Source organism: Metabacillus bambusae, from assembly GCF_017497975.1.
Taxonomy (GTDB): Bacteria; Bacillota; Bacilli; order Bacillales; family Bacillaceae; genus Metabacillus; species Metabacillus bambusae.
In genome coordinates this window covers 83448-107459 of sequence record NZ_JAGDEL010000020.1, presented here as the reverse complement: position 1 = coordinate 107459, position 24012 = coordinate 83448, and the positions used below count along the sequence as shown (strand labels likewise).

General features: G+C 35.0%; 27 protein-coding genes and 1 riboswitch. Of the genes, 22 read left to right on the top strand and 5 right to left on the bottom strand.

Annotation, left to right across the window (positions count from 1 at the left end):
* Positions 1-24: 24 nt before the first annotated feature.
* Positions 25-124: riboswitch (purine riboswitch) on the bottom strand.
* A gap of 372 nt (positions 125-496) precedes the next feature.
* Positions 497-700 (top strand): YjcZ family sporulation protein, encoded by a 204-nt coding sequence (locus tag I7822_RS21405; RefSeq protein WP_279382008.1) that lies wholly within the window; start codon positions 497-499, stop codon positions 698-700.
* 164 nt (positions 701-864) lie between these two features.
* On the opposite strand, the gene I7822_RS21400 is transcribed toward I7822_RS21405, so the two are convergent.
* The gene (locus I7822_RS21400; RefSeq protein ID WP_207981099.1) at positions 865-1494 is read right to left on the bottom strand and encodes a cell wall hydrolase; all 630 of its coding nucleotides are present in this window, start codon (positions 1492-1494) and stop codon (positions 865-867) included.
* Positions 1495-1973: 479 nt separating this feature from the next.
* Here I7822_RS21400 and I7822_RS21395 point away from each other — a divergent pair, with 479 nt between their 5' ends.
* Positions 1974-2255: a hypothetical protein gene (locus I7822_RS21395; protein WP_207981098.1), complete on the top strand. Its 282-nt coding sequence runs from the start codon at positions 1974-1976 to the stop codon at positions 2253-2255.
* 282 nt (positions 2256-2537) lie between these two features.
* On the opposite strand, the gene I7822_RS21390 is transcribed toward I7822_RS21395, so the two are convergent.
* Positions 2538-3914, bottom strand: a complete 1377-nt coding sequence (locus I7822_RS21390) for an aminotransferase-like domain-containing protein (protein ID WP_207981097.1) — start codon at positions 3912-3914, stop codon at positions 2538-2540.
* Positions 3915-4301: 387 nt separating this feature from the next.
* Between I7822_RS21390 and I7822_RS21385 the strand changes: the two genes are divergently transcribed.
* Positions 4302-5204 carry a DMT family transporter gene (locus I7822_RS21385; RefSeq protein ID WP_207981096.1) on the top strand — a complete coding sequence of 301 codons (903 nt, stop codon included), beginning with the start codon at positions 4302-4304 and terminating at the stop codon, positions 5202-5204.
* A 122-nt stretch (positions 5205-5326) separates the two neighbouring features.
* A complete protein-coding gene (locus tag I7822_RS21380; protein WP_307847838.1) occupies positions 5327-5596 on the top strand; it encodes a nuclear transport factor 2 family protein in 270 nt (89 codons plus the stop codon).
* Positions 5597-5796: 200 nt separating this feature from the next.
* Here I7822_RS21380 and I7822_RS21375 read toward each other — a convergent pair whose 3' ends face one another.
* Complete coding sequence (locus I7822_RS21375) at positions 5797-6711, bottom strand: class I SAM-dependent methyltransferase (protein WP_207981095.1); 915 nt, start codon at positions 6709-6711, stop codon at positions 5797-5799.
* Positions 6712-6941: 230 nt separating this feature from the next.
* Between I7822_RS21375 and I7822_RS21370 the strand changes: the two genes are divergently transcribed.
* The 7 genes from I7822_RS21370 to I7822_RS21340 all read left to right on the top strand — a co-directional run bounded on the left by I7822_RS21370 (position 6942) and on the right by I7822_RS21340 (position 10158).
* Positions 6942-7109: a hypothetical protein gene (locus I7822_RS21370; protein ID WP_207981094.1), complete on the top strand. Its 168-nt coding sequence runs from the start codon at positions 6942-6944 to the stop codon at positions 7107-7109.
* A gap of 215 nt (positions 7110-7324) precedes the next feature.
* Complete coding sequence (locus I7822_RS21365; RefSeq protein WP_207981093.1) at positions 7325-7807, top strand: DUF2975 domain-containing protein; 483 nt, start codon at positions 7325-7327, stop codon at positions 7805-7807.
* Positions 7808-7817: 10 nt separating this feature from the next.
* Positions 7818-8039 carry a helix-turn-helix domain-containing protein gene (locus I7822_RS21360; protein ID WP_111617101.1) on the top strand — a complete coding sequence of 74 codons (222 nt, stop codon included), beginning with the start codon at positions 7818-7820 and terminating at the stop codon, positions 8037-8039.
* A gap of 45 nt (positions 8040-8084) precedes the next feature.
* Positions 8085-8876, top strand: a complete 792-nt coding sequence (locus I7822_RS21355) for a DUF817 domain-containing protein (protein WP_207981092.1) — start codon at positions 8085-8087, stop codon at positions 8874-8876.
* Positions 8867-9166 carry a DUF3231 family protein gene (locus tag I7822_RS30735; protein ID WP_207981128.1) on the top strand — a complete coding sequence of 100 codons (300 nt, stop codon included), beginning with the start codon at positions 8867-8869 and terminating at the stop codon, positions 9164-9166. Before I7822_RS21355 ends, I7822_RS30735 begins: the two co-directional genes overlap by 10 nt.
* 71 nt (positions 9167-9237) lie before the next feature.
* Positions 9238-9639 (top strand): carboxymuconolactone decarboxylase family protein, encoded by a 402-nt coding sequence (locus tag I7822_RS21345; protein WP_207981091.1) that lies wholly within the window; start codon positions 9238-9240, stop codon positions 9637-9639.
* Between the two features lie 144 nt (positions 9640-9783).
* Positions 9784-10158 (top strand): DUF2750 domain-containing protein, encoded by a 375-nt coding sequence (locus I7822_RS21340; RefSeq protein ID WP_207981090.1) that lies wholly within the window; start codon positions 9784-9786, stop codon positions 10156-10158.
* Between the two features lie 177 nt (positions 10159-10335).
* On the opposite strand, the gene I7822_RS21335 is transcribed toward I7822_RS21340, so the two are convergent.
* A complete protein-coding gene (locus I7822_RS21335) occupies positions 10336-12021 on the bottom strand; it encodes a pectate lyase family protein (protein WP_207981089.1) in 1686 nt (561 codons plus the stop codon).
* 629 nt (positions 12022-12650) lie between these two features.
* On the opposite strand from I7822_RS21335, the gene I7822_RS21330 reads away from it, so the two are divergent.
* Both I7822_RS21330 and I7822_RS21325 read left to right on the top strand, forming a co-directional pair.
* On the top strand, positions 12651-12995 hold the full coding sequence (locus tag I7822_RS21330) for a cupin domain-containing protein (RefSeq protein WP_207981088.1): 345 nt from the start codon (positions 12651-12653) through the stop codon (positions 12993-12995).
* A 211-nt stretch (positions 12996-13206) separates the two neighbouring features.
* A complete protein-coding gene (locus tag I7822_RS21325) occupies positions 13207-13692 on the top strand; it encodes a DinB family protein (protein WP_207981087.1) in 486 nt (161 codons plus the stop codon).
* 519 nt (positions 13693-14211) lie between these two features.
* Here the strand turns inward: I7822_RS21325 and I7822_RS21320 are convergent.
* Positions 14212-14619, bottom strand: coding sequence for a DUF1259 domain-containing protein (locus I7822_RS21320; protein WP_207981127.1), 408 nt, complete (start codon positions 14617-14619; stop codon positions 14212-14214).
* A 241-nt stretch (positions 14620-14860) separates the two neighbouring features.
* On the opposite strand from I7822_RS21320, the gene I7822_RS21315 reads away from it, so the two are divergent.
* From I7822_RS21315 to I7822_RS21280, 9 genes are all read left to right on the top strand, one after another.
* Positions 14861-15481, top strand: coding sequence for a nucleotidyltransferase family protein (locus I7822_RS21315; protein ID WP_207981086.1), 621 nt, complete (start codon positions 14861-14863; stop codon positions 15479-15481).
* Between the two features lie 149 nt (positions 15482-15630).
* Positions 15631-16527, top strand: coding sequence for an RCC1 domain-containing protein (locus I7822_RS21310; RefSeq protein WP_207981085.1), 897 nt, complete (start codon positions 15631-15633; stop codon positions 16525-16527).
* A gap of 312 nt (positions 16528-16839) precedes the next feature.
* A complete protein-coding gene (locus I7822_RS21305) occupies positions 16840-17229 on the top strand; it encodes a cupredoxin domain-containing protein (protein ID WP_207981084.1) in 390 nt (129 codons plus the stop codon).
* Between the two features lie 304 nt (positions 17230-17533).
* Positions 17534-18007 (top strand): hypothetical protein, encoded by a 474-nt coding sequence (locus I7822_RS21300; RefSeq protein ID WP_207981083.1) that lies wholly within the window; start codon positions 17534-17536, stop codon positions 18005-18007.
* Between the two features lie 107 nt (positions 18008-18114).
* On the top strand, positions 18115-18639 hold the full coding sequence (locus tag I7822_RS30730) for a CBO0543 family protein (RefSeq protein ID WP_372442197.1): 525 nt from the start codon (positions 18115-18117) through the stop codon (positions 18637-18639).
* 346 nt (positions 18640-18985) lie between these two features.
* Entirely contained in the window at positions 18986-20437 is a 1452-nt protein-coding gene (gene argH, locus I7822_RS21295; protein ID WP_207981082.1) for an argininosuccinate lyase, read from the top strand.
* 307 nt (positions 20438-20744) lie between these two features.
* On the top strand, positions 20745-21176 hold the full coding sequence (locus tag I7822_RS21290) for a MarR family winged helix-turn-helix transcriptional regulator (protein ID WP_207981081.1): 432 nt from the start codon (positions 20745-20747) through the stop codon (positions 21174-21176).
* 308 nt (positions 21177-21484) lie between these two features.
* Positions 21485-22516: an NADH:flavin oxidoreductase/NADH oxidase gene (locus I7822_RS21285; protein ID WP_207981080.1), complete on the top strand. Its 1032-nt coding sequence runs from the start codon at positions 21485-21487 to the stop codon at positions 22514-22516.
* Between the two features lie 170 nt (positions 22517-22686).
* Positions 22687-23898, top strand: coding sequence for a multidrug effflux MFS transporter (locus tag I7822_RS21280; protein ID WP_207981079.1), 1212 nt, complete (start codon positions 22687-22689; stop codon positions 23896-23898).
* Positions 23899-24012: the final 114 nt, after the last annotated feature.

Here is a 24012-nt window from a genome sequence, read left to right as displayed (position 1 = left end):
GTGAACACAAAAAATCCTGATTACAAAATGAAAGTAGAATTTTGTAATCAGGATTTATCGGTTCCTGGTAGAGACCCTCAAACCATATTATTGAGGTTATACATATAAATTTTTCCTTAGCAATACTAACATATGTAACTATTACTTACAACATTTTTTATTACGCAGTGACTTTACTCAATTGTTTCTTATTAAACTTTATTGCTCCTTTAGCATTCCTGTAGTTCTTTTATTTTTCCACTTTGAAAACCTCAGTAAGATATGAGTATAGACACCACTCTAACTCACAACCTGTCAACTTTACTTGACCTTCCAGGGGTGGTGGATATTGGTTTAGGAGTGAAATTCTCAGATTGAATGTAAATGGCGTTATTTCAGTATTTATTCAATGAAATTATTTTGCCCAAGCCCTATTATAACTAGACGGGCTCCAAATTTCGATAATCGTATATACTATATTGTCTTAGATGATTACAAACGAAGGGAAGAGATGTATATGTACGGTTACGAAAACTCTCCACATGTTGCTGGTGCGAATGTTGCAAATGCTCCTCACCAACCAATGATGCCTTACAGTTATGCGGCTCCTGCTTATGGATATTGTGCTCCTCATCGAGGAGGAAATACTTTTGCACTCGTCGTCGTGCTGTTTATCTTATTAATTATTATCGGTGCAACGGTCTACGGTTATAAGTGTTAACAACATACCAGGTGAAAAAGACACTTAACAGTGTCTTTTTTCTTTGGGTGCGTAAAAATCGAGTTTTCAATGATTTTATAGAAGTACCCATTAATTACCAAAATGGTGATGTTCGTTATGAAGAGCTTGTCTCCAGCAGATTTCAAAGAGTGTGTATAATCGAATTAATTTTTAAATACATGTTGTCCAATAACAACCGTTGTCTCTCGTGAATCTAGCCAACGATTTGTAGCAATGTCTGGATTGTAAAAGAATAATGAATCTTTAGCGATATTTCTCAGATCAGATAGTACCGCATGTACTGCTTTGATGGATTCTTTGTCAGCGGGTTGATTTATTTCACCATTTGACACAGGTTGAAATTGACCTGGCTCATAAATAACTTTTTTAATGGAATCAGGAAATTGAGGGCTTTCGACTCGATTTAAGACAACAGATGCTACCGCAGCTTTTCCTTCGAAAGATTCTGTTTGTGCTTCAGCTCTAACAAGTCTTGCTAATAAATCTATTTCATCATCCGAGATACTTAATTTATTTGAACGTTTTTTTTCGCTTGTTGCTTTGCGAGAGGGTAAGGGAGAGTGGTTGATTTTATTCGTATTGATGTGCTGACCGACATAAATAAGATCTAAATTATTAATTTGCGGGTTAGCCTTTGCTAATTCTTGTAAAGTAAGGCCATTTTCCCGTGCGATGTTCGTCATTGTATCTCCTTTTTCAACAGTATAGGCAAAAGCAGGTGCAGCAAAAATAAGAGATGCTAGCAATGCAAGTGCAAAAATTAATTTTTTCAAAATAGATTCCTCCTAGTTGGATTGTTGTTGGGAAACTCTTATCTATGTCTATACCTATGAAAAAATAAAATTGAATAGTATTACAATTTGTTTACATAGAGATTACGAGGGATTGAAGAACGGCCATTTTAGTAAAAAATAGGATTTAACAATGAGGGATGGTTGGTCTCTATGGTATAGATTAAAGTCCTTATAGCGGGAAATTGATAGAATGACTTGATGTTATCCTGATATATCCAGCCCTTTAGTCTTTGTTGGTTTTGACAAGAAATCATCAAATGGCTCTATTTGTCTAATAATATAAGAGGTAAATGGTTACACATTATCTGGAAATAGGGAGGAGTACTAGGGGAAAAAATAGAATAAAAATATATATGTAATTGTTAGCTTAAACTATGTGTTTTTAGGAAACAGATTGACAGTTAATTTTAAATTCCCTATAACACTTATATAAAATTAAACAGGAAGGAGTAAATAAGGTGGATACTACCCAAAACACTCAAAGCAAATCCAAGCGTGGTCACAGAAAAGAAACTCCCTTACCACTCATGATAAGAGCTTTATTTTTTATAACGATTGGATTACTTATTGTGTATATATACTATCTATCTACTGAAGATCTATTACTTAAACAACTAGTTAAACTGTCATCAGCTATTATAACTATTTTCAAATCCGTTCCTATGCCTTTTTTTATCATTATTGGTTATACACTTTTGATTTTTTATGTTGGTTATCAAGTAGGAAGGAAGAAGAAATAGGTATTTAAATATAACCATCGAATCACTGGGATTTTGCCGACTTGCAAAATTAAGGGCGGTTAATTAGTGAAATATATATCCGAGTAGAAGGCAAATTTATTGAAGAACCCTCTCAAATCATCGTTTTGAGAGGGTTTTATTTTATTTAAAAGTTTGGAGATTTGGAGAGGAAATATGATGATTGCTCAAATTCTAAGTGACATAAACAACCGTTTTGAGTATATTTTCTTAGCGTTGGAAAACTGCATAATCCTGATGTACCCTAATATAAACTCACCCATACTAAAAGAGTATAAAGTTATTGGGACTAATACGATTTTTTCTACTGTTAAGTAATGCAATACAATGAGCCAATCGCTCTACCCCTAGTTTAATTTGATTCTCGTTCACCTGAGAGATGCTTAATCGAAGGAGATTATCCTTTTTATATTCTGGTAAAAACATTCTAGAGGCATCATCAACATATATTTGCTGCTCGTTTAGCATATGAACTACCTGTTTTGCTGTCACATTCCCGGGCAAACTGATGGTTAGATAGAATCCTGAAGTCGGTTTTGAAAAATGAGTATTAGCTGGTAGCAATAATTCACATGCTTCTTGAAGGATTAGCATTTTAGTACGGTATACCTCTTTTATTTTTTTGAGATGGCTATTAAACATACCACTTTTTAAATAGATTTCTAGTGCACCTTGAGAAAGTGCTGAACTATTAAAATCTGAACTAAATTTGTATCGTAAAAAATTGTTAATCATTAATGTAGGAAGAACGACAGTAGCAATCCTTAACCCTGGGAGGAAAATTTTCGAAAAGCTTTTAATATAAATTACTCTCCCGGAAGGATCAAAAGAAAATATAGGATCTGATTTTGCATTTGGGTCAAGGTCTCCTAAAAAATCATCCTCCACTATATATACATCGTATTTTTCAGCAAACTCAACGATTTTTTTCTTTTCGCTATTCGAGTAACAATGTCCAAGTGGATTGTGAAATCTCGGGATAATATAGAAAAATTTTATATCATTATTTCGAAAAATGTATTCTAGACGATCAAGATCAATTCCTTCCATCGATAACTCAATTCCAAAAGTAGTAGCTTGTTGTAGATTGATGGACTCAATGAATCCGAAATAAGTAGGCTGTTCAATTAGAATATTGTTTTTTCCATTTGGAAACGGCATAGAAACTAATAAATGAAGGGCTTGCTGCGAGCCAGAAACAACGACAACTCTTTCGGGTTGAGTGAACACCTGTAGATTCTGCAAATATTTCACTAACTGTACTCGTAATGAGTATAGCCCTTGTTGATCTGAGTATGAAAAAAGCTCTTCTTTATATTGTTCAATTGCTTGATTCATACAATGTTGAAATTCAACATAAGGCATAACGTTTTTATCTGGACCAGCTGACAAGAAATCAATCACGTCATTTTCATTCGTCGCATTTTGAAATTCATTCACAACAAAGTAGCCACTTTTAGGAATAGAATAAATTAAATGCTCTTTTTCTAGTTCTTCGTATGCTTTAATGACCGTATTTTTGCTACATGAAAAATGCCCAGATAGCTGACGAACAGAAGGGAGTTTACTTCTTGCAATAAGCGAGCCATCTGCTAGCCGAAGCTTAATTTCTTCCATTATCTCGATATATTTTGAACTCATACATTTATCCTCCTTCATCTGTACCGGTACAGATGAGTAAAAAAATGATTTATTTTTATTGTGTGTACCTATTAATATGTTAATTATATCAGAACTGTTTTTTAAGAAAGGCTCTTTTCTAAGAGATTGTTGCTTTTAAAACGAAAACTATTTAAGGTTGATTGGAACTTATTTCGAGACTCCTGCGGGAGCAGCGGGACAGGTGAGACTCATGCAGGCGTTTACGCCGAGGAGGCTCACCGCCCGCCCCGCGGAAAGCGAGCATCTGGAGTGAAATCAACCACACCGCATTACTTGGTAAATAGCAACTAAGTTTGCGAAAACAACCTTAAGAAAAGCAGAAAATGGTACAGATATAATACGAAGTAAAAAGGTAGGTAGGATAAGATGCAGAGAGAAACCAGAGAGAAATTCGGATTATTGTTGGGATTAGTAGGTGTCATTTGTTTTAGCTTAACGCTTCCTTCTACAAGTATTGCAGTAGAGTATTTTGGGACCACGGTCGTCGGTTTAGGAAGAACAGTTGTTGCCGCTTTTTTAGTTGCTGTTGTATTAATTGTTCGAAAAGAAAAACTCCCATCTCCTCGCCAATTCAAAAGTCTACTTGTTGTTGCTTTTGGTGCAGTTTTAGGATTTCCTCTCCTCACTACTAGGGCAATGGAATCCCTGCCTGTTTCTCATGGAGCTGTGGAATTAGCTTTGTTACCATTAGCCACAGCCGGATTTGCAATATTTAGAGCTGGTGAAGTCCCTTCTCTTAAATTCTGGATTTCAAGTATAATCGGATCTTTAGCTGTTATTGTGTATGCACTTCATCTAGGGTTCGGTCAATTACAATTTGCCGATTTAGCTTTACTAGCAGCAGTGATTATACTTGGACTTAGTTATGCAGAAGGGGGGAAATTAGCAAAAGAATTAGGTAGCTGGCAAGTAATTGCTTGGGCGATTATGATCGGTGCCCCATTTTTCATTATTCCAGTTGGGGTAAACCTTACAACAGAAATACTCGATGCGCCTTTACAAGCTTGGATCAGTTTTATATATCTCGCGGTTGTTAGTCAATTTCTAGCATATGTTGCTTGGTATAGCGGAATGGCGATGGGAGGAATCGCAAGAGTTAGTCAGATTCAATACTTACAACCATTTTTGATGATACTATTTGCAACAGTTTTCCTCGATGAATCCATCACATTTTTCACTCTTATAATAGCAGTAATTGTTGTCTTTTCTGTTATATTAGGCAAAAATGCCCCCGTATCAAAACAAGGATCTGTATCAGAGAAAAACTAATTGCATGTTCAATTGAGATAGCTAAATAATTAAATAAGAAAACAATGAATGGTATGGCATATAGCTTATGGAAGGATTGTATTAGATGAAGAGGTTGTCATTGATAAACAGGATCGTGGTTAATTTTCAACAAGCGAATATATGTAGATACTGTATTTCAACTTATTAATGATGACCTTACTTTTGTAAATTATTTTGGGCAAATATTGACGAAGGAAACCGATATAGAGGCCCTTCGTTCAGGGTTATTGAATTTTACCGATATTAAATGTTTGGACCAAAGGGTGCTTTCATTAGAAAGTTGTGCTGTTACAATAACACGAGCTATGCTAAAAGGAACTGTTGGTGGAGAACCAATTGAAGATGAAATGTGCTATACACATGTTTGGTAGATGGACAAAAATGAATTAAAAGGTATTTCAGGACATTGCAGTTCAGTTCAAAAATAATCCTTTTAAAGTAACGGGTAGCGTTAAAGTTATTGTACTAACGTGGCAGAATAGTTTAATAAGAGATATTCATTGATATGTCATATGAACTATAAAAATCCTCTCGATCATTATAATGATTGAGAGGATTTAGAATTAGAAAATTACTTCTTTACAGCGTGGATAAAATGAATTGTCTCGAATGCAGACAAATAATCCGTCCTATTACTAAAGAAAAGCTCATTTATCGTAGTTGGTGTTAAATGTTCATAAATAAGTAAACCTGATTTTTCTAACATTGTCTCAATTTCATTATAAGTGAAACTCGATTTCATTGGTTCTCCACTTACCGAAGCCAATTTTACCATATTTTCAACTCTATTAGACATTCCTTTTTCTTCAAAGAGTTTTTCGTCTGCAAAATCAAAAACAATAGAGCTACCTGATGGAACATTAGCAAATAAATGATTGATCAAGTTTGCATTTTCCTCTTTAGTTAAATAATATGAAACACCCAAGAGGCTAAAGAAAGATTTTTTGTTATCAAACCCTTCATCTATTAAATCTTGATGAGAAAACTTAGTAGTAAAGTCCATAGAAACAAAATGAAGATTATTCGGGGTATTAAATTTAGCATTTTCTAACTTTTTCTTTTTAAATTCTTGTGTAGCTGGATAATCAATTTCAACTATTTTTAAGCTGTTTTTCAATTCTGGATGTCGGAAAACGAAAGTATCTAACCCAGCTCCAAGTATAACATACTGTTTTACTCCTAACTTAACTTCATTAAGTAATACTTTTTCGCAATATGCAGAACGTGCTAAGGTTGTCGGGGAAAGCTGGACTTGTGTAATCCATTTTAAAATTTCTTCAGGATCATCTTTAAACCTTTGCCCAATATCTCTGTTGAAAAACTGTATTCCTTTAATCATATTCTTGCTGATAGCTGAAAACTCTTCTTGGGAAATTAAATCCTTAACAATAAAATCATCAAAAATTTTTGGTGTGTCATATTTACTGTGATAAGCTCTACCAAAAGCCGATACTAAGGAAGTTAAACTGGACTCATTTTGATTCATACCATTTTCCTCCAATATAAAAGAATAAGATTCCCCCTGCCAGGAACCTTATTATACTCAGTAAAATGATAACTGTAAATTATAGCATAAATAAATTATTTTGTCAATACTATAGTAAAGAGATGTTAATAACACAAAATCTAATTCAGCTAACGGTGCAGATTAATTTAATAATTAATTGTAAAAATAAATGATGTGATAATTATAAGTCGTATTATGGAGATGTTATTATGATTTGGTTATATTTTCTGATACCTGTCGTTATTATTGGTGGTATTGCAATTTATTTCGAAAAGAAATCTGGGATGACCCCACCTGATGAAAATAAACAAGCTGAGAAGTTAGGGGAAGTAATTAATCTAAAAGGTAATAATTCTAGCGGAACGGAAAATGTATGATATCATGCTTAATTCGGTTGAAATAAGCTACTGTATAACTTCACTTTATGTTATAGAGCATTTCTTTGTATTGAGGAATGCTTTTTTATTTTTTAAAAAATAAAAAGGATATTTCTTATCAACAATAATATAATAAATTTCAATAATATTTTATTGTAAATCGATAAAAATATATGTTAAAATCCAATTAACAATAAATAGGTGAGGTGCTTTTTATGAAACAAAGTTCAACAATCTTTTTAAAAATAGCTGTTTTTCTTATTGGAACTCCAGTTCTTGCTTTATGTATATTGGGGTTGCCTAAATTAGCTAAAGAAGCAGCGGAAAGTAATTCGGAGTTCGCTTATGTACTATATGGCATTTTAATCGTTATGTATGTATCGGCGATACCGTTTTTCGTTGCATTGTATCAGGCTTTTAAACTTTTAAGTTATATTGACAAAAGCAAAGCGTTCTCAGAAATATCTGTAAAAGCTTTAAAAAATATAAAATATTGTGCAATCACAATCAGTGGCTTATATGTGGTTGGTATGCCATTTATCTATATTTTCGCAGAGTTAGACGACGCCCCAGGTGTCATATTGATTGGAATGCTCTTTATTTTTGCTCCAATGGTTATCGCAGTCTTTGCTGCTGTTCTCCAAAGACTTTTGCAAGAAGCCATCGATATAAAATCAGAAAATGACTTAATAGTCTGAGGTGAATAACATGGCAATTATAATCAATATTGATGTGATGTTGGCTAAAAGGAAAATGAGTGTTACAGAACTTTCTGAGAGGGTTGGAATAACAATGGCTAACCTTTCTATATTGAAAAATGGAAAGGCAAAAGCGATTCGATTATCAACTTTAGAGGCGATTTGTAAGGCTTTAGAATGTCAGCCAGGAGATATTTTAGAATACAAAAGTGACGAAGACACTCAAGAATAATAAAGTAGGGATTTTAGTTGAAGAAAACCTTTGGAGGGACAAATCATGAGATCACTAAAAAAACTCGTTCTTTTTGGTTGGGAGCAGGCCCAATCATGTTTGTTTCCTGTCGTTATTTTTGCCTCTTTGGCTTTTACACAAATCTTGCCATTTCCCTTCCTACCACGGTATGACTGGCTGCTCATCATCTGCCTTCTGATGCAGTGGTGGATGGTGTATTCTGGGCTTGAGACACGGGATGAACTAAAGGTTATTACCTTGTTCCACCTTATTGGACTTGCTCTTGAACTTTTCAAGGTACACATGGGTTCTTGGACTTATCCAGAGGAAGGTATTTTTAAAATTTTTGGAGTGCCTTTGTATAGCGGATTCATGTACGCAAGTGTAGCGAGTTATCTTTGCCAGGCGTGGAGGAGGTTTAAGGTTGAACTAGTTAAGTGGCCACCGTTTTTGGTAGTTGCACCTCTTGCAGCAGCGATTTATTTGAATTTTTTCACACACCATTATTGGATTGACGTCCGCTTTTGGTTATCTGGACTTGTAATGGTCGTCTTTTGGCAATCATGGGTTACATACGAGGTTGATGGAACTCGTTACCGTATGCCACTCGCACTTTCTTTTGTGCTCATCGGATTTTTTATATGGATAGCCGAAAATATCGCAACGTTCTTTGGAGCTTGGGAATATCCAAATCAAACTGATGCATGGAGTCTCGTTCATCTAGGAAAGGTGAGTTCATGGCTCTTATTAGTGATTGTTAGCTTTCTTATAGTAGCGACGTTAAAGCAGGTTAAAGGAAAAAGTTCGACTAGGATAGATACTAGTCAATTTTTATAACTGTTAATGCTTTAGGGATTTGTACGATTTCTTATTTCTTAAAGAATGTTGAAGATCCAGATATTCGTTCTGTTTTGGAGTATGGTTTGGATCTAGCAAAGAAACATATTGAAGTAGTAACCGATATCTTCAAAGAGGAAAAGGTTCCGCTTCCTATAGGACTTACAGATCAAGAAATAAAATTGAACGCTCCAAGGCTATATCGAGGAAAATTGAACATAAGTGGATTTAGCATTACCCCCAACAAAATAAACCTTATTATTAGCACGTATGTTCGAATTCATTTATAATTATGTTAATAAAAAATAGGGAGTGATTAACTCTGAAAAGATTAGACTACTACAATGTTGCACCTGATGGTATGGATATTATGATGCAAATGGAGAAATACACCAAGAAATCTTCAATCGATAGAAAGCTAAGAGAGCTTATAAAAATAAGAGTCTCTCAAATAAATGGGTGTGCATATTGCTTAAATATGCATACATCTGATGCTCGTAAAATGGGTGAAACTGAAAAACGTATATACTGTTTAAGTGCTTGGAATGAATGTGATTTTTATTCTCCTGAAGAGAAAGTAGCTCTTGAACTGTCCGAACATGTCACTCTAATCCCTACTAAAAGAGTTCCTTATGACCTATATAAGCGAGTACGTGAACATTATAATGAGAAACAATATGTTGACCTTGTTCTAATAATTAATCAAATCAACAGCTGGAATAGAATTTCTATTGCAATGGGGAATACCGTAACTGAAGAATAAGTACTCATCAGGAGCACCCTTTACGATGTTCATTTTTTTAAGTTTAGTGCTCATCATCTTTTATTGTACTAACGTTTAGTGAATAAGAAGTAGTGATAGATTAAAGAAAAAGATTCTTTATTAATTAGAAAAGGAATAACGTTAATGAATAAAAAAGAGTTGGAAGCAGTAATCAAACAACCAGCAAATATTAGATACGAGTATTTCATAAAAAAAGTTGTAGATTATGAAGAGGTTTGGGGTTTGTATTATGATGGTTGGGTAACAGCACAGGATGAGGAAGGAAATACAATCATACCATTTTTTCCAAAAGAGGAATTTGCCGAAATCTGTGCTAAAAATGAATGGTCAGAATGCAAGGCTAAACCCATTGACTTGGAAGATTTTATTGATAAATGGCTTACTGGAATGAAAAACGATGGAATAAAACCATCTATTTTTCCAACTGATGATGAAACAACAGTAATTAATATAGATGTAATCCTAAGAGATTTAGAATCTGAACTTGAAAATTATTGAACTACCGGGTGGTTTAGTTCAATAAGCCGATAAATAGAAAAATGCTCAAAGCATTAACGCTCCGAGCATTTTTTAATACAATTTTTTACCTATCCTCAAATACTTCTCCAAAGCCTCTTCAATCAAAATTTAAATATTCTTCTTTTGAATAAGAGCTTCTATTAAGAAAAAACTAGATCACTCTTCGATTATATCTGTTATCTCCTTAGGACTATAATCTATTTTTAACCAATCTACTGGACTTATATTAACTTTGCCGGCCCCAGCATATTTTGTAAGAGTTGACACAACACTGTTCAAAGGAAGTACATTATAAGTATAAGGTAGCTTCTCATTATAATTATATTCGAAGGTAAATGGATCAGTCGGTGGATTTGTTTTACTCATATTTTCACTTCCCACAATATGTGAAGACCAAGCCCAATTTCCTATGGTTGATTTGTCATACCATGTAAATCCTTTTGTAAATAGATTTTCACCATTATTGTCCCAACTACTTCCTGTATAAGTTCCATATTTATTTGTTATTTGTGAGTTTACAATTAAATTATTGTTATAAGCGCTTTGGAATAGCTTATCCCAAGGTTCATCCATGTTCGCTGTATCCAGACCTTGAATCTCAGCACCTGTGATTGGCTCGTTAATATCATGGAATACACAGGAATCTGCTGCAATAGAAGCTCCATTCCTTGCATTCAGTGCCCGTGATAGTTGATCGGTTCCGAATTCAGCAATAGCGCTTACATTTTCCAAAACATCATAATGAGATGAGTTGTCAATATAACAGTTGTATAAATGACCACTACCTTGACGTATCATCGGAATTCTCTGCCCAACATTGGTATAACGGTTATAGGCAAGGGTTAACCGGATTCTTTGATTGCCATCTTTTATCTCAGTTCCATTACTAGACACATAATTCACATAGTCTTTATCTCCGGAACCAGTTAAATGCACTTTGCTATGATATGCTGCATATGCCATTATCTGCTCTTTTGTCGCACCGCCATTGCGCATGTTATAGTACACACTATCGGAATTCAGTTCATTTGAAGCATATTTTTCTTCCATATACTGAATCGATTGATAAATATCACTATCTTCTGTCGGATTCTCATTTGCAGGTAATCCGAATTCTGACCAGGAAATGGTAATATTGGAGCCGCCATTCTCAGTATCAATTAATCCATCTGCGGCAATGGAAAATTTACTATGGTCTATCCATACATTATTTGCACCATTTACCTTAATAAAAGTCCAGCCAACTTCCTTATGTTTTCCAGTATCATCCCATTGCCACATTCCATCAAAATTCAGATTCCTAATGACAATATCATTACTTGATCTTTGTAATTTTAATTCAACATGCCTAATTGTGTTGCCTTTTTTTGAAAAAATAGTTAAGCCATCGACGTCAGAAACACTTAATTGTGAAACACCTGAGGAAGCTAACGTTGGATTTGTAAATCCGTTCATTGGATCCCGATATTTTGTAATAAAATTATACTTTTTAGCTTCTTCTGAACTTAGATTTAATTCTGCCCACCCTAAGTTTATATCTCTCGCCACTTCAATTACTTTCACACTGCCACTTTTAGCATCCAAAATTGCCTGTAAAAACTCTCTTTCAGTTTTAACCTTACGATAATAAGAGGTTCCTATGTAATTGCTTCGGTCATTAACCCCTAATGACGCAAAACCGGTTACTGACAGAAAACTATCGTCGTAGTCCATAATATTTCTTGTTGTGTTTGGTATAGAATCAATAACTGCCGCATTCGCTACATTATTTTCACCCAATAATATCGATGGAGTAAGAAATGATAGAACCAATAACCAGATTATTGCCTTGTTAAATTTCATAATAGTCCTCCTATTGTTTATTTAATTTTCAAAGAACTTTTGATACTCTAGCATGCTACCATTTAAATTGTGTTTTATTTCAGTTTACTGAAATAATCTGATAATTAGGTTTGGACGTAATATATAATGACTGGAGGAATGGCTGGTAATGTTACATGCCAGATTTGGTGGAATCGATTGGACCAAAGCAAATAAAGACAGTGTATTACTAAAAAAATAAAAAAGGGTGTTTCGGCTGATAGAATATTTCATTCAGCCTTCTTATCAAATAAAGGTAGTACATTATGCTAATTTTTAACTGAATCATGTATCCCTCACACTAATGCCTCCTTTGAAATTTCTTACTGGGATGTTTTTTACATTTCAAAGGTATGATATTTACTCGCATGACGTCTACAATCATTCTGTCAGAAACTCGCTATTAACAAGGATGGAAAACGCTTACTTTAACACATGTGATGTAATGATTACTTTTTTAGTAGATTGATTATTGAAATATCATAAAGCCCCTGTTTAGTTAATTAAACCTTATTGAACTAAAGTGGCAGGTTGAACAAGAAAAAGGTTATTTAGTTCTACTAACGAATATAGTCAAATAAAGAAGATTAGATTTGTTAAGGAGAATGAGAATGAAGAAAAAAGGGCAATTAGAGGTTTTTAACCTAAATGAATTAATTAAGGACCAAAGTGACTACACAAATTATATTGTAAGTGAGGTAAATGACCACGCTCTTAGAGTAGCTGTGATAAATGGGGAATTTCACTGGCATAAACACGAGGATTGTGATGAATTATTTTATGTATTAGAAGGTGAACTTTTTATAGACTTAGAAAGCGATGAAACAGTTTCATTGAAGTCAGGTGAAATATTTACTGTACCTGCTAATACAATACATCGGACTCGTTCAAACGAACGGACAGTTAATATATGTTTTGAAAAGGCAAGTAATGATATAAAAGGGGGCAACAATTAATTGTAATCTATGAATGGTTACCTTAATCTAAGCTGTGTAAACAAAAGAATAGATGTTGCTAAGGTAGCCTTTTTTCGTTGTCCAACTAACGTAAGCAGTTTAGTTGAAGAAAGAGTTAATAAAAGAGGGGAATAACCATTTGAAAGGGAATGATTAAAAGTAGATAAAGTAGCATATAAATTCTGATAATCCTTAAAAGGAGGTATGAGGTATGTTTCACCCAAAAGATGTTTTGTCTGACCAATTGTTAGCTAATGCAAACGAGCAAAGTTGGTACGTACCATTTTCAGAATCTGTTAAAAATTTGACAGAGGAAGAAGCTTTTTGGAAGGTGGGTGAAGAAAGTAATAGTATTGCCGAAATTGTACAACATTTGCTTTATTGGAATGAAACTTGGCAAACAAGGTATAAAGAATCTAGTGTTAATGCAGTTCAGACAGTAGGAACTAATGACAGTACGTTTACCATTTCAAAAAATAAAACATTCTATGAACTTCAAAAACAACTTTTAGAAGTTCTTTTACATTGGCAAGAAATATTAACGAAAGAACAACTAGAGAGTGATGTTCAAGGGTTCTCTGATACTAATTGGTGGGAAGTATTAGGGTGTGTAACGACACATAATGCATATCACATCGGTCAAATTATTTATATTCGGAAGATACAGAAGAGCTGGAATCCTAGCAAAAAGAATTAGTGAGATATTTTATAAATATAGAACTAACGAAATGGTGGGTATATCATTACTTTCCAACTGCTTATTATGAAGATGTAAAAAGATATTGGAATAAAGATGTTATTTTTAACGAGCTTACATCCAGAGATTTAGAAGTCAATCTAAAAATCAAGTACAAGATGGAAAATATAAGGGTAATGGATTAGATACGCTGAGAATAGGGATATTTCCGTACTTACTCTAATTAATGATAAAGATTATGCGGAAGAATTGGAAAGAATGAGAAACGATTTAAAAACTATTGTAAATGATTTTGCCGAAATGTTTTGTATAGCCAAAAAAATATAGTTTAGTTAATAAGCAAATGGGTAGCGATACTTCAATAACGAGGTGTCGCATTTTTCTTATTGAAGTATAGGTGCAGGTTTGTTTACAAAACGTGTTTGCTAATGATGCTTGCAAGGGAATTTTCTATTGCTGTCATACTAAACGAAAAAAGCACTATTAAGGCGATGCTTACCTTAAATAGTGCCGTGAAATTTAGCCTCTTAAAACTTTAAATGCTTCCCTTACTTTTTTTGCAAATTGCAGAGGTGGTTCAACTGATTCAAAGTGCATGTACATTGCTCTAGGTTCTTCAAATAACCAGTGATTATGAATAGCAGTAACGATAATGTCTCGTTTTCGAAGTTCCGTTAATAAGGGGTTTACTTCTTCTTGTAATAGAACGGTTTCTCCTAAATTTAAGGCATTACCTTTTCTATCTAAATTTTCAAAACTGAAAAATTGAGGAACAACTAGTGGAGAGTTAGTTTCACGTCCAAGAATTGTAAAGTCAATATTACGAAACTTTTGAACTAAACAAACCCCATTTTCATCTAGGCTACCACTCCCACCAAGTATTCTAGCAAATTCTTGACAAAGTTTTTTTAATTTGTCCCAATTCATCATGTAACCTCCCTTCTCATAGTTTTTTCCATAAAAAGGTATGATTTTCCCTTTACTATTACACTATGATTTATTTATTAATTTGCATGGGACAAGGGCGGAAAACGATAATGGAATATTAAAATAGGTAGGGGTGGTTATCAATTTTAGCTTTTTTATCGTTATTCAACTAATGGGGCAGTTTAGTTGAAGTAGGGAAATTTGAATCTATATTGAATTTATATCAATTGAGGTGAGATAAATGGACAAAAGTTGGAAAGGTGTATTGTCTAAAGTGTGTGAGATTTATTTTCAGTCAAATACAAAAATAGATTGGATATTAGTGGGTTCAGTTCTGCAAGGTTGTAAAATGGAACCAGGTGATATAGATATTTATGTTAAACATAAAGAAGGTGTCTCACAATTTGCTGAATTACTAAATGAGTTTTCCCTTCCTACCAAAAGTGAAAATCGGCACGTTAATGATTGGTTATCTTCTAAAGAAGAACCTGTATTTAATCAAACATTCCCATCGGGTTTCACTTGGACAAAAGGCAGATGGAAGATTAACGGTTTCAATGTTGAAGTTGTACATATATCTGATTCAGCTGGAATCCCCGACTCTATAACAGGCGATGGAATATGGGAGGGTGGACAGTATATTTGGAGTAACTTTAAAAACGTGAGAATTGGAGAATACACTATTCCCACTGTTCCACTAGAGATACAATTGGAATTAAATTTAAGAAGACAAAGGCAAGATAGAATTAAATCAATTTTAAACACAATAATGCATAATGGATATGATGAAAAGTTGATAAAAAAAGCACTTTCTTCACACAATTTATCTTATTTTTATTCTGAAGTAGGTTTGCCGAGTTAAATTTCAAACGGTTTCCATATTAAGCTAACAGGTGCGATGCTTCAAGAAGGAAGGATCGATTTTTCTTATTCTAGTAACGGTGCAGGTTAGTATAACAAGAAAAAGTGATACAATGAAAAAAATAGGTCTTGTTTTCAAGGAGGTAAAAAATGGATTACATTTCACCGAAAGAAGCGGCTTTAAAGTTGAAACGGTGGCCTACAGATACCATAGCGGCGGGTCGTTGTCATACTGTTGGGCTTAAATCTGACGGTACCGTGACGGCTGTGGGTGATAATAAATATGGCCAATGTGATGTAAGCGGCTGGCACGATATTGTGGCGGTCGCGGCTGGTAATGTTCATATGGCGACGAACACGGGTAATGCTCATACAATCGGTCTTAAATCTGACAGTACTGTGGCGGCTGTGGGTTGGAATAAGCATGACCAATGCGATGTAATCGACTGGCGCGATATTGTAGCGGTTGCGGCGGGTTGGCGTCGTACCATTGGGCTTAAATCGGATGGCACGGTGGTGGCTGTGGGTCGAAATAATGAAGGCCAATGCAATGTAAGCGGCTGGCATGATATTGTGGCGGTCGCGGCGGGTGATTGGCAAACCATCGGTCTTAAATTGGACGGCACGGTGGCAGCTGTGGGTAATAACCGGTATCGCCAATGCAATGTAAGCGGCTGGAACGACTTAGTGGCTGTCGCGGCGGGTTATCTTCATACAATCGGTCTTAAATCGGACGGTACGGTGACGGCTGTGGGATTAAATAAACATGACCAATGCGATGTAAGCGGCTGGCGCGGCATTGTGGCGATAGCGGCGGGTAGTAAACATACCATCTGCCTAAAATCGGACGGTACTGTGGCGGCTGTGGGTTGGAATGAGTATGGCCAATGTAATGTAAGTGATTGGCGCGATATTGTGGCAATAGCGGCGGGTTGTGCCCATACCGTCGGTCTTAAATCGGACGGCACGGTGGTTGCAGTGGGTGATAATGAATATGGCCAATGCGATGTAAGCGGCTGGCACGGCATCCAACTGCCCAACAATTAGTTTTCAGGTAAAAAGGATACAGTTCCTGCAATTAATAAATCCCAAAAAAGGATTAAACATAAAAGTTAAAAATTCTTTCTTCAGCTAATGGGTGCTTTACTTCAATAAGGAGTAGAGCTTTTTTCCTGAACTACGAAGCAGGTTAATTGAATAAGAATGGATTCCAGAAGATCGCCATTAGTGTCGATCTTTTTTCTTTGTCACTGTTTTAGAAAAAAGGGTTACTATTTGAAAGCACGTTGGAACCCAATTTATAGTGATAATATTTTATGAATTGGATAAAAATAATGCTTAGGAAAGGAGGGATTGCGAATGTCTGTGAAAAAGTGGTTAACAGGACTGGTCGTTTTGCTTGCGATGATTGTGGTTGTTACAACTCTAGGCTCACTCAGCGTATTTGCCGAATCCGGCGTTGTAACACAGCCTATTGAGACGGTGAAAGCGATTGAGGTCGAGTTGAACGATGATTTCTTTAATCCGAAAGTCATTACTATTCCGAATGGAAGAACAACAACGTTGATATTGAAAAACGAAGGTAAGAAAGAGCACACCTTCACAGTGGAAAAGCTCAGAATAGACGCCGAAGTTCAGCCAGGAAAAGAAAAAACCATTACCGTGAAACCGAAAAAGCCCGGTACATATGAACTGATATGTCGGTACCATTTCAAGGAAGGAATGGTTGGAAAAGTAATAGTTAAATAACAAGCAGGGCCAATCGGGCCTTGCTTTTTTAATAGGTAACGGTAACTTACTTATTATTACCCAGTCATCATTATAACAGCTAACTTTCCTCCACAAACGGATGTTCCTTGCACTAGTGTTAATGGAACTAATAAAATTGAAGTAAATATTCTAACGAGGCAGTTTAGATTAAGAAGGTAATGAAAAAAGAGACGAATATTAAAATTCGTCTCTTTTTTGATAGATTTCATAGATGCTGTTATTTTTTATATTTTTCCTATTCTGGGGGATATTATTCCTGATGGATTGAATAGGAGGTTGTTTGATGAAAATAATGAAGTATTCTAAGGTATTGTTGATGATGATGATGCTTCTTCCTTGGTTTACTGTTCCTATATTAGGTAAGATTTCTTTTAAGCGTTTTTTACCAGCTGGTTTATTTATTACTATAGTGGTGAGGATTGTTAATTTTATCGCAAAAAAACGAAAATGGTGGTGGTGGTATGAAACACTCCATCCTAAAGTATCTGGAGTAATTCCTTTTATGTGGGGACCATTTTTGGTTGGTTCCATATGGATTTTAAAATGGACTTACGGAAAATTTTTTAGATATATGATTTTGAATTTAATCGTGGATTTAATGCTTACTTATATTTTGGTGGATTACTTAACAAAATTCGGAATAGCATCTTTGGTAAGAATGAAAAAAATTCATTTAATGTATGTTTTCACTGTTGAAGCATTGCTATTATATGGTTTTCAATTTTTAAAAGAAAAAGTATTAGTGTCGAGTGTATAGAGGAAAAAAACTTGTTGACTTACGGGTGCTTTAGTTTTACAGTGAGTTATTGTGGCGACTCCTAATTTTCATTAAACTAACAGTGCAGTTTTTAGTAGAAGATAAGTATGAATCATAAAAATATATTTATTGAGAAAACTATGGGAAAAATGTTATGGAGTTTTATAATGTTACTTACGCATATAGTTACTTATTCAACTGGAATAATGTTCTGGTTAATAGTAATCTTTTCAAAAAAACACATTTCAAAAATGGAAATGTATACTAGCACTTTTTTTGCACTGTATTTCGAACTATTAGCCAATGTTATCCTAGATTTAAAATATGACCTATACGGTTATTTTAACAAGGGAGTGGATTGGGCTACACTTCCTGCACTTCTTGTTATATTTCCAGCAGTAAATATATTATTTCTAAACTTTTATCCTTTTACTAAAAGCATATCCAAACAAATACTTTATATTTTGATATGTTCAATAATAGGTATAAGTTTTGAATGGATCTACTTACAAACAGAATTTTTTTACCATAATGGATGGAGTTTGTGGTATTCGTTTTTAAGTTATCCTTGGATTTTTTATATACTTTTTTTGAATTTACGAATTATTAGAAAGCTACTAAAGTCTTCTTGAATTTTGTCATTTTTTTATATGAATTTATCAATGATTCTTGTTGAACTAACCAGGGCGATTAGCTTGAAAAGGGGATTCTTCCTCGACCTCCTTATGTCCAAGTTCAGTTTAAGTTTGTTGTGCAAGGGAATATAATAATAAACCAAGCTGGTTACATACACAGGAAGTAGAACGCAATTTACTATCCTTTTTAAATTAATAGGTTGCACGGATCCCTCATCTTGAATAGGAGAACGAAGAGGACAATAAAGTTGCCTTTATAGGAACATACGGTTTACAGGCTCAAGTCAAGAAGTAAAAGAATATAGATAGTTAAGAACAATTGAGATTGGAGTGAACAGGAAGCATGTCATCCGATAGATCTCGTCTTTATATTCAGCATATTCTTGAGCCTGGCTACAATTTTACAAAAAAACATTTTCTAAGTTTTATGTTAGAAATTAATATTGCTCATGCTGCTATGTTAGCCCATAAAAAAATTTTACAGGATCATGATGCGAAAAAAATAATTCTAGCCAATCAACAGCTATTAGTGAAAGGGTTCACAAAGGAGTATAACCCTGAATATGAAGATTTATTTTTTATGATAGAAGCAGATTTAAAAAATGAAATTGGTGATGAATTAGTTGGTAATATGCATATTGCTTTAAGTCGGAACGATCTAGATGCAACGATGTACCGGATGTTTTGGCGAGAAAGGCTCGTCCATTGGATGAGTTTACTTAAAGACATGAAAAAAGTCCTTCTACAGCTAGCGAAGGAGCATGAATTGACCGTTATGCCAGCATATACCCATAACCAACAAGCCCAGCCGACGACATTTGCTCATTATATTCTTGCGATCGACAACCATTTAGAAAGAGATCTTGATCGGGGATTTGGCTTACTTCAGCGAATAAACCAATCTCCAATGGGAGCTGCGGCTTTAGGTACGACAGGCTTTCCAATTGATCGCCATTATATCTCCAAAAAATTAGCCTTTGATAAGCCTCTAGATAATTCCTATGATGCTATTAGTGCTGCAGATTACATGCTTGAGGTCGTCAGCACATTATCAATCACCTTAACTACATTGTCTCGTTTCGTCTATGACTTAATGTTTTTGGTAACAAATGAGGTGGACGCTCTAAAATTGGATGAAAGCTTGGTCCAAACCTCAAGTATTATGCCACAAAAACGAAACCCTTCATCCTTAGAACATACACGATCACTAATTAGTAGAACAATAGGGGAATTGCAATCAGCATTTTTGATGACTCATAGTGTACCTTTTGGTGATATTGTTGATATAGGTGATGATATTCAACCAATTATCGAACATGGATTTTCTCATTCTTTTCAGATTGTCGAGTTATTAACAGAAATACTTAGTAAAATGACGATAAATAAAGAAAAACTATTAAAACGTTGTCAAGAGGGATTCTCAACTGTCACCGAATTAGCAGACGTCCTTGTAAGAGATTACAAGCTTTCGTTTCGTCAATCACATCAAATTGTTCAAACGTTCGTAAAAAGGGTAAATGAAACTGGGAAAAGCTTGAATGATGGTAATGCTGAGCTAATAAAGGACATTGCAAAAGAAATATTTGATATTGAATTATCTCTAACAGAGGAACACTATAAAAAGGCAATTGATCCTTATCAATTTATTGTTGTTCGTTCTGTCATGGGAGGGCCTAATCCGAAAGAAACGGAAAAACAGCGAATGAAATCAGCCCATCGATTAGAAGTTTTGATCAGTGAGTTGAATGTGTGGGAGAATAAATTTAGTACGTATAAAGCTGAATTGAGAGAATAGTAGTGATTGTCTCGGAATATTTACCTTTTCACTTAAAAATGATACTCTATATATTACCCTAATATAATATACCCATAAGACGCTAATTGCGTCTTTTTTCATTCTGTACCAAATCTCCATCAAATGTTTTAGATAACTTCTAATAGGGTCATCTTTGGTAATGCGCTGCAGAGTTTGCCAATACGGAAATTGTTTACGTTTGACTAGTAAAATGAAGACTTGTTACTATAAAAAGATAAATATAAAAGTTCAATGTCACAAATGTGATAATAAAGTAAAAAAAGAAACCCTAGAATAGGTGGTACTCATGGAATTAAATCAAAAAAATCAACTGATATCTAGTTGGTTATCTTTTACACATGTACAAATGAAAGTTACGGATGAATTAGAAAGCATCCTGCAACAAAACCATCAACTATCTTTAAAAGAATTTTATGTGCTTTTATTTTTATCAGAAACTCCTGAGAAAAAATTAAAGCTACAACAACTACAGAGTATGGTTGGTTTAAGTCAGAGCGCTATGTCAAGACTTGTCAGCAGATTTGAAGCAAAGGGCTGTGGAGCCTTAAGAAGACATATTTGCGTAGATGACCGTAGAGCCATTTATACGTCATTGACAAACGAAGGTGAGGAAAAGCTTAAAAAAGCTCAAGATACAGTCAATGAAACCCTTGCAAATGCTTTTTCTAGAGAAGACATTCGAGCGGAGTTACAAGGCTTAATTCGGCAAATAAAATGATCAAGAATTTGAGGCTAGTTAAAAAATTTACGAATCTTTCATTTTATTATTGTATATATTTGACAATGGCGGTTATACGCCCCATTTTTGTTAGATGATGCTTTTTATTTGACGAGGTGTAAATGTATGTGCTAATTTTTATGCATGCACATACATTTACACGGTTAACCTTCAAATTTACCTGAAAGAAAAAAGGGACACAATCTATGAATGATATGTGTCAAAGTCGAGTATTTTACTTACAGTTGATGTAGTAGCAAGGGTGCTGACTACATCCCGACATACTAATAATAAAGGGAGTCTTTATCATGGAACATTTATTTAGCCCTTTTAAGATAAAAGGACTTGAGTTAAAAAACCGCGTGGTGATGCCACCAATGTGTCAATACTCGGTAACAAATAAGGATGGAATCGCGACAGATTGGCACTACATTCATTATGTTAGCCGTGCCATTGGCGGTGCCAGCTTAATCATTATTGAAATGACGGATGTCGAGCCAGATGGCCGTATTTCAGATTATGATTTAGGCTTGTGGTCAGATGAGCAAATCCCTGCACTAGCAAGAATTGTAGAAGCTTGTCACCAGCATGGCGCAAAAGTGGGTATTCAAATTGCTCATGCTGGGCGCAAAGCGGAGGACGCGGATGTGCCAGTTGCACCGTCTGCGATTCCTTTTGATGAAAAGTCAAAAACACCAAGAGAGCTTTCCACAGAAGAAGTAAAAGAAATGGTAGAAAAGTTCCGTTTAGCTGTTGGGCGAGCGGTTAAAGCAGGGGTTGATGTAATCGAGCTTCACGGTGCACACGGCTACTTGATTCATCAATTCCATTCAGCTTTTACGAATAAAAGAACAGATGAATATGGAAAAGAGTTAACCAAATTCGGCGTAGAGATCATTCAAGCTGCTAAAAACGAGATGCCTGCAGAGATGCCGTTAATAATGCGTATATCTGCAAAAGAATACGTCGAAGGCGGATACGGGATCGATGAAGCAATCGAATTTTCTAGAGTCTATCAAAAAGCTGGAGTCGATCTATTTCATGTGAGTGCAGGGGGCGAGGGACCGATTGCTGCTGCTGGAAAGCCTGGAACACATGTTGCGTATCAAGTACCTTTAGCAAGAGCAATAAAACAAGAACTGAATATTCCAGTCATCGCGGTTGGTAGATTGGATGAACCTTTACTCGCAAATGCCGTCATCGGAAATGAAGAGGCAGACCTTGTGGCTGTTGGAAGAGGTATGTTAAGAAATCCATATTGGGCATTGGAAGCTGCGGCTTTATTACGTAAAGAATCAGATCTGCCTAAACAGTATGTCCCTGGGTTTCCAAGAAATTAACAGCCCACATACAAAACCTTTTCAAGAACAGGTGTCTAATCTGACACTTGTTCTTGATTTGGAAAGAAGAACAAAGAACAATTCAATTTGTTATGCGATTCAAAAAATTATAGATAAAGTGAAATAAAGTTTAATAGAAAATGTCTGTTTTGACAGAGAGGCGAGAAAACTTGAATAATTTAACAGGAACGAAACGATTGCAGCTGGCTTTACTTTTAGGCTCACTTGGACTTTTAGGTCCATTTACGATCGACACGTATTTGCCTTCATTTCCTACGATTGTAGAAGAGTATCAAACGAGTGCTTCACTCGTACAAATTAGTTTAACAACATGCCTATTAGGACTGGGATTGGGGCAATTGATTATTGGTCCGATGAGTGATGTTCAAGGAAGACGTAAACCTTTGCTTATTTTTCTAAGTTTGTATTTACTAGCTTCTTTAACATGTGCTTTTGCACCAAATATATATGCGTTCATCGCTTCTCGCTTTGTTCAAGGGTTTGCTGCAGCTGGTGGACTTGTAATTTCTCGCGCAATTGTTCGAGATGTCTATAGCGGAAGGGAACTTACAAAGTTTTTCGCTTTATTGATGCTAGTAGGTAATCTCGGCCCAATTGTTGCACCTATTGCTGGTGCTGGAATCCTTGCTTTTGCCGATTGGAAATGGGTATTTATTGTTTTGACTTGTATTGGCGTGGTGTTATTGTTAACTGTTTCATTGAAATTAGAAGAATCCTTACCACAGGAAAATCGTATACCTAGTAACTTTTCACAGATCGTCAAGAATTTTGGCATTCTCTTAAAAGATCGCCAATTTGCAGGCTATGCCCTTACACAAGCTTTTATCATTGCAGGAATCTTTGCCTACGTATCTGGTATTTCTTTTGTCTATCAGAATATTTATGGTGTGTCACCTCAGGGATTTAGTTTATTATTTGGCGTTAATGGGATTGCTTTAATCATAGGAACCCAGTCAGTTGGTCGCTTTTCAGATATCATTTCAGAGAAAACTTTCTTAAAGTTTGGTTTAATTCTGGCAAACTCATCTGCTGCTTTATTACTGGTCGCTATTCTATTAAAAGCACCGCTAATTATATTTGCTATTCCGATCTTCTTTTTCGTTTCATCTATTGCAATTATTTCTACTACATCTTTTTCATTAGCAATGGAGACACAAGGCCATATTGCCGGAAGCGCCTCAGCACTATTAGGGGTATTACCATTTATCCTTGGCTCATTAACGGCTCCACTTGTAGGATTAGCAGGAGAATATTCTGCAGTACCTATGGGAATCATTATCTTTTTAGCAAGCTTTTTGGCATTTTTATCTTATTACGGATTAGTTCGAAAGTCTACTATTACAGTACACGCTACAAGATAGTTTACGTACTCTAAAAAACATTTACCAAACAATTTAACCTTACTTTTATTAATATCTGCTTGTTTCTTTTTAATAATCTACTTTTGCTTATGAATGAAATCATCCAGATGAATA